2 protein-coding genes are annotated in these 6,265 nt (G+C 78.5%); both read left to right on the top strand.

Features of this window, described 5'->3' with window-relative positions; translation table 11 throughout:
- Positions 1 to 614: acyl carrier protein (locus WDV06_RS35820; protein WP_395513996.1), on the top strand; the 614-nt coding region annotated here is incomplete at its 5' end.
- Positions 611 to 6,265 (top strand): type I polyketide synthase (locus WDV06_RS35815; RefSeq protein ID WP_463668237.1); only part of this gene is annotated, 5,655 nt, incomplete at its 3' end. The genes WDV06_RS35820 and WDV06_RS35815, both read left to right, overlap by 4 nt.

Here is a 6,265-nt window from a genome sequence, read left to right as displayed (position 1 = left end):
CCCCAGGCCAGGGAGAGGGCGGGCAGTCCGGCGGCCCGGCGGTGCTGGGCGAGGGCGTCGACGTGGCCGCCCGCGGCCGGGAACTGCTCACGCTCGTGCGGACCGAGGTCGCCGGGGTCCTCGGCTTCACCGGCCCGGAAGCCGTCGACGCCGCGCGGCCGTTCCGCGAGACCGGCTTCGACTCCCTGACCGCCGTCGAACTGCGCAACCGGCTGGCCGCCGCCACCGGACTGCGGTTCGCCGCCACCGTCGTCTTCGACCACCCCACCGCGCAGGCCCTCGCCGAGCACATCGGCGAGGAACTGCACACCGCCGCGTCCGGCGGCCGGGAGGCCGGCGACGCCGCCCTCGCCGGGCTCGCCGCCCTGGAGGCCGCCCTCGCGGTCCTCGCCGCCGACGACATCCGCCGCGAGACCGTGCACCGCCGGCTCACCGGCCTCGTCGCCGCCATGGCCTCCGGTCCCGCCGCCGACGGCCGCCCCGACGGCCCGCCCGCGGACCAGGCCGGCGCGGCGTCCGGCCTCCCGGCCCCGGACCCGGCCGCGGCCGCCGACGCGCTGCTGGCGTCGGCCGACGACGAGGAACTTTTCGCCTTCATCGAGGAGCAGTTGTGACGGACACCGCCCCCGCCCCCACCGCCGGCGCCTCCGACAACTCGGCGAAGATCCGCGACTACCTCAAGCGGGTCACCGCCGAACTCGTCAGCACCCGCGAACGGCTGCGCGCCGTGGAGGAGAGCGCCCGCGAACCCATCGCGATCGTCTCCATGAGCTGCCGCCTCCCCGGCGGCGCCGACACCCCCGAGGCCCTCTGGCGGCTCCTCGACGCCGGCACCGACGCGATCGGCGGCCTGCCCGAGGACCGGGGCTGGGACCTCGAAGCCCTCTACGACCCGGACCCCGACGCCCCCGGCACCAGCTACGCCCGCGAAGGCGGATTCCTCCACGACTGCGCCGGCTTCGACCCCGAGTTCTTCGGCATATCCCCGCGCGAGGCCCTCGCCATGGACCCCCAGCAGCGGCTCCTCCTGGAGACCGCCTGGGAGGCCTTCGAACGGGCCGGCCTCAGCCGGGACGCGGTGCGCGACAGCCGCACGGGCGTCTACGCCGGGGTCATGTACGACGACTACGGCGCCCGCGTCCCCCACACCCCCGGTGAGGCCCTCCCCGAGGGACTTGAGGGCTACCTCGTCAACGGCAGCGCGGGCAGCGTCGCCTCCGGCCGGATCTCCTACACCTTCGGGCTGCGCGGCCCGGCCGTCACCGTCGACACCGCCTGCTCCTCGTCGCTGGTGGCCGTCCACCTCGCCGCGCAGGCCCTGCGGGCCGGCGAGTGCGACCTGGCGCTCGCGGGCGGGGCGACCGTCCTGTCCACACCCACCATGCTGATCGACTTCGCGCGGCAGCGCGGGCTCGCCGCCGACGGCCGCTGCAAGGCGTTCTCCGACGCGGCCGACGGCACCGGCTTCGGCGAGGGCGCCGGCATGCTGCTGCTCCAGCGGCTGTCCGACGCGCGCCGTGAGGGACGGACGGTACTGGCCGTGCTGCGCGGCTCCGCCGTCAACCAGGACGGCGGCGGCGCCGGGCTGACAGCCCCCAACGGGCCCGCCCAGCAACGGGTCATCCGCGCCGCCCTGAAGAACGCCGGCCTCACCGCCGACCAGGTCGACGCCGTCGAGGCGCACGGCACCGGCACCGGCCTCGGTGACCCCATCGAGGCGGGCGCCCTCCTCGCCACCTACGGCCGTGCCCGGCCCGCGGACGCCCCGCTGCTGCTGGGCTCGCTCAAGTCGAACATCGGCCACGCGCAGGCCGCCGCCGGAGTGGCGGGCGTCATCAAGACGGTCCTCGCCCTGCGGCACGGGGTCCTGCCGAAGACCCTGCACGCCGACACCCCGTCCACCCGCATCGACTGGACCGGCGGCGCGGTCGCCCTCCTCACGGAACGCACCCCCTGGCCGGACCGCCCCGGTGCCCCGCGCCGCGCGGCCGTCTCCGCCTTCGGCGCGAGCGGCACGAACGCGCACGTCATCCTGGAAGCCGACACCCCGCCGCAGGCCGCCGGGGAAACCCCGGCCGTCCCGGAGCAGGCCGCCGCCGCAACGGCGGCCGGTTTCGCCGCACCCACCGCCTGGCCGCTGTCCGCGCGCAGCGCGCCCGCGCTGCGGGAGCAGGCACGGCGGCTCGCCGCCCATCTGCGGGCCGCGCCCGCCGACCCCGGCGCCGTGGCCTCCGTACTCGCCCACGGCCGGACCGCCTTCGCCGAACGGGCCGTCGTCCTCGGCCGGGACACGGACACGCTGCTGCGCGGGCTCGACTCGCTCGCCGCCGACGAGCGCCCCGACGCCCGGTCCGTCGTCACCGGACGGGCCTCCGACGGCCGCCGCACCGCCTTCCTCTTCACCGGGCAGGGCAGCCAGCGCCCCGGCGCCGGCCGGGAACTGTACGCCGCCGAACCGGTGTTCGCCGCCGCCCTCGACGAGGCCTGCGCCGCCTTCGACGCCCACCTGCCCCGCCCCCTGCGCACCGTGATGTTCGCCGCCCCCGGCACCCCGGACGCCGCACTGCTCGACCGCACGCAGTACACCCAGCCCGCCCTGTTCGCCCTCGGCACCGCCCTGTTCGCGCTCCTCACGGCCCGCGGCGTACGGCCCGACGCGGTCGCCGGACACTCCGTCGGCGAGCTCACCGCCGCCCACGCCGCCGGGGTGCTCTCGCTGCCCGACGCCGCCCGGCTCGTCGCCGCGCGCGGCCGCCTGATGGGCGGGCTGCCCGAGGGCGGGGCCATGGCCGCGCTCCAGGCGTCCGAAGAGGAACTGCTGCCCCGGCTCGCCGGCCGGGAGGCCCGGATCGGCCTCGCCGCCGTCAACGGACCACAGGCCGTCGTCGTCGCCGGAGACGCCTCCGACGTGGACGAACAGGTCGAGTACTGGAAGAGCCGCGGTCGCGCCGCGAAGCGCCTGACCGTCAGTCACGCCTTCCACTCGCCGCACATGGACGGCATGTTGACACAGTTCGAGGAGATCGCTCGCAGCGTCGAATACCACCCGCCCAGGATTCCTGTCATGTCGAACCTGACCGGACAGCTCGCCACCGGCGACGCGCTGCGCACCGCGGACCACTGGGTCCGCCATGCGCGCCGGCCCGTACGGTTCCTCGACGGGGTGCGCGCCCTGCGCGCCGACGGCATCGACACCTTCCTCGAACTCGGCCCCGACGCCGTCCTCACCGCAATGACCCGCACCGCCCTGGACGCGGAGGAGGAGCCCGCCGACGGCGTGCTCACCGCCGCCGTCATGCGGCGCGGCAAGCCCGAGACGGAGACCTTCGCCCGGGCCGCGGCCGCCGCCCACGTCCACGGCGTACCCGTCACCCTCGCCCCGCAGGCCGCCCCGTCCGGCCTCGCCGCCGCCCTGCCCACGTACGCCTTCCAGCGCACCCGGTACTGGCTCGACGCCCCCGCCCGGCAGGCCGCCCCCCTGGCCTCCGCCGGCGTGGACACCGCCGGACACCCGCTGCTCGCGGCCCGCGTCGAACTCCCCGACGGACAGGGCGCGGTGTGGACCGCCACCCTGTCCACCGCCACCCACCCCTGGCTCGCCGCGCACACCCTCGCCGGACGCCCCGTCGTCCCCGGCACCGCCCTGCTCGAACTGGCCCTCACCGCCGCCGGCACGGACGGCATCGCCGAACTGACCTTCGAGAACCCCCTCGTCCTCCCCGACACGGCACCCGTCCGGCTGCGCGTCCACCTCGGCGCCGCCGACGCCGACGGCACCCGCCCCGTCCGCGTCGACTCCGCCCCGGCCGCCACCGGCCCCGCCGACTGGACCCCGCACGCCACCGGCCGCACCGCCGCCCCCGCCGACGCGGACTTCGACGGCCTCACCGCAGCCGTCTGGCCGCCCGAGGGCGCCGAACCCGTCGCCGTCGACGACGCCTACGAGCGCTTCGCCGCCGCCGGCATCGGCTACGGCCCCGCCTTCCAGGGACTGCGGGCCGCCTGGCGGCGCGGCGACGACGTCTTCGCCACCGTCGCCCTGCGCCCCGAAGAGGCCGCCGAAGCCGCCTCCTACGGCCTCCACCCTGCCCTCCTGGACGCCGCCCTGCACGCCGTCACCGCCGCCCGGCCCGACGCCCACGGCCTCGTCCCGTTCTCCTGGACCGGCGCCGCCCTGCACGCCCGCGGAGCCGACGCCCTGCGCGTCCGGATCTCCCCGGCCGGCCCCGACGCCTACACCGTCACCGCAGCCGCCCCCGACGGCCGGCCCGTGTTCGCGGCCGGCTCCCTCGCCCTGCGCCGCGTCGCCGCCGACCGGATCGCCGCCGCGGCCACCGGCCCCACCCCGCTGCTCCGGCCCTCCTGGACCCCGCTCCCCACCGACCCCGGCGCCCCCGCCCCAGCCGCCTGGCACCTCCTCGGCTCGCCCGCCCCGGCCCTCGACGACGCCCTCGCCGCCACCGGCGCGACCGTACGACACCACCCCGGCGACCCGGCCGAGGCCCTGGACGGCGTACCCGCCGACGCCCTGCACGCCGTCGCCGACCTGCGCGGCGAGGACGACCCGCAGGCCGTGGGCCGCCGCACGCTCGCCCTCGCCCAGGCCTGGCTCGCCGCCGACCGGCCCGACGGGGCCCGCCTCACCGTCCTCACCCACGGCGCCGTCGACACCGGAGGCGGGGCACCCGTCACCGACCCCGCCGCCGCCGTCGCCTGGGGGCTGCTGCGCTCCGGCAACGCCGAACACCCCGGCCGCTTCGCCCTCGTGGACACCGACGAGGACCCCGCCTCGTACGCCGCCCTGCCCGCCGCCCTCACCCGCGGCGACGGCGCCGCCGAACTCGCCGTCCGGGCCGGCACCGCCCACGCCCCCGGCGTCGTACGGGTCCGCGACGAGGCCGCCGCCCCGGCGGCCTGGAACCCCGACGGCACCGTCCTGGTCACCGGCGGCACCGGAGGCCTCGGCTCGGCCGTCGCCCGCCACCTGGTCACCGCACACGGCGTACGGCACCTGCTGCTGACCAGCCGCCGCGGCACGGACGCCCCCGGAGCCGGGGACCTGGCCGCCGCCCTGCGCGCCCTGGGCGCCGAAGTCACCGTCGCCGCCTGCGACACCGCCGACCGCACCGCCCTCGCCGCGCTCCTCGACCGGATCCCGGCCGGGCACCCCCTCAGCGCGGTGGTGCACACCGCCGGCGTCCTCGACGACGGCCTCCTCACCGCCCAGGACCCGGCCCGCCTCGAAGCCGTGCTGCGGCCCAAGACGGACGCCGTCCGCGTCCTGCACGAACTCACCGCCGCCCTGCCGCTCGACGCGTTCGTGCTCTTCTCCTCCGCCGCCGGACTCCTCGGCAGCGCCGGACAGTCCGCGTACGCGGCCGCCAACGCCCACCTCGACGCCTTCGCCGCCCGGCGCCGCGCCCAGGGCCTGCCCGCCGTCTCCCTCGCCTGGGGCCCCTGGGCCGGCGAGGGCATGGCCGGCGCCCTGGACGGCGCCGACGCCGCCCGGCTGCGCCGCACCGGGCTCGTCCCGCTCGCCCGGGACGAAGCCCTCCGCCTCTTCGACGCCGCCCTCGGCAGCGGCCTGCCCGCCCTCCTGCCGCTGCGCGTGGACCCCGCCGCGCCCGGGCTGCCGCCCGTCCTGCGGACCCCCGCGCCAGCGCCCGGGACCGTCCCGGCCACCGGCCGGGCGGCCGAACCGGCCGGTCCGGCCCGGCGGGCGACCGTCGCCGAGCGGATCACGGGCCTGTCCCGCGCCGACCGGGCCGCCCTGCTGCTGGACCTCGTCCGCACCGAGGTCGCGGCCGTCCTCGGCTTCGCCGGCCCGGCCGACGTCGGCGTGGACCGCAGCTTCCGCGAGGCCGGCTTCGACTCGCTCACCGCCGTGGAACTGCGCAACCGGCTCACCGCCGAGACCGGCCTGCGCCTGACCCCCACCCTCGTCTTCGACCACCCCACCCCCCAAGCCCTCGCCGCCCACCTCGACGGCGAACTCCCGGGCGCGGAGGCCGCCGTACTCGCCCTGATCGGGCAGCTCGGCGCGGCGACCGCACAGGCGGCCCTCGACCAGGACGCCCGCCGTGCGGTGGCCGACCGCCTCTCCGCCCTGCTGGCGGACCTCGGCACCGGGGTCGCCCCCGCCGCCGTGCCGCCCCCCCGGGGCCCCGCGGGGGGGGGGGGCGGCGCCCGGCCCCCCCCCCCCCCCCCCGGGTCCCGGGCCGCGTGCCTCAAAAAGATACACCCCCCGCCCCCCCCCAAACTTGTG

The organism is Streptomyces racemochromogenes, from assembly GCF_044129415.1.
In the GTDB taxonomy this organism is placed as follows: Bacteria; Actinomycetota; Actinomycetes; order Streptomycetales; family Streptomycetaceae; genus Streptomyces; species Streptomyces racemochromogenes_A.
Note: the sequence above shows the minus strand (reverse complement) of the source record. Positions and strands in the feature narration are given on the sequence as shown.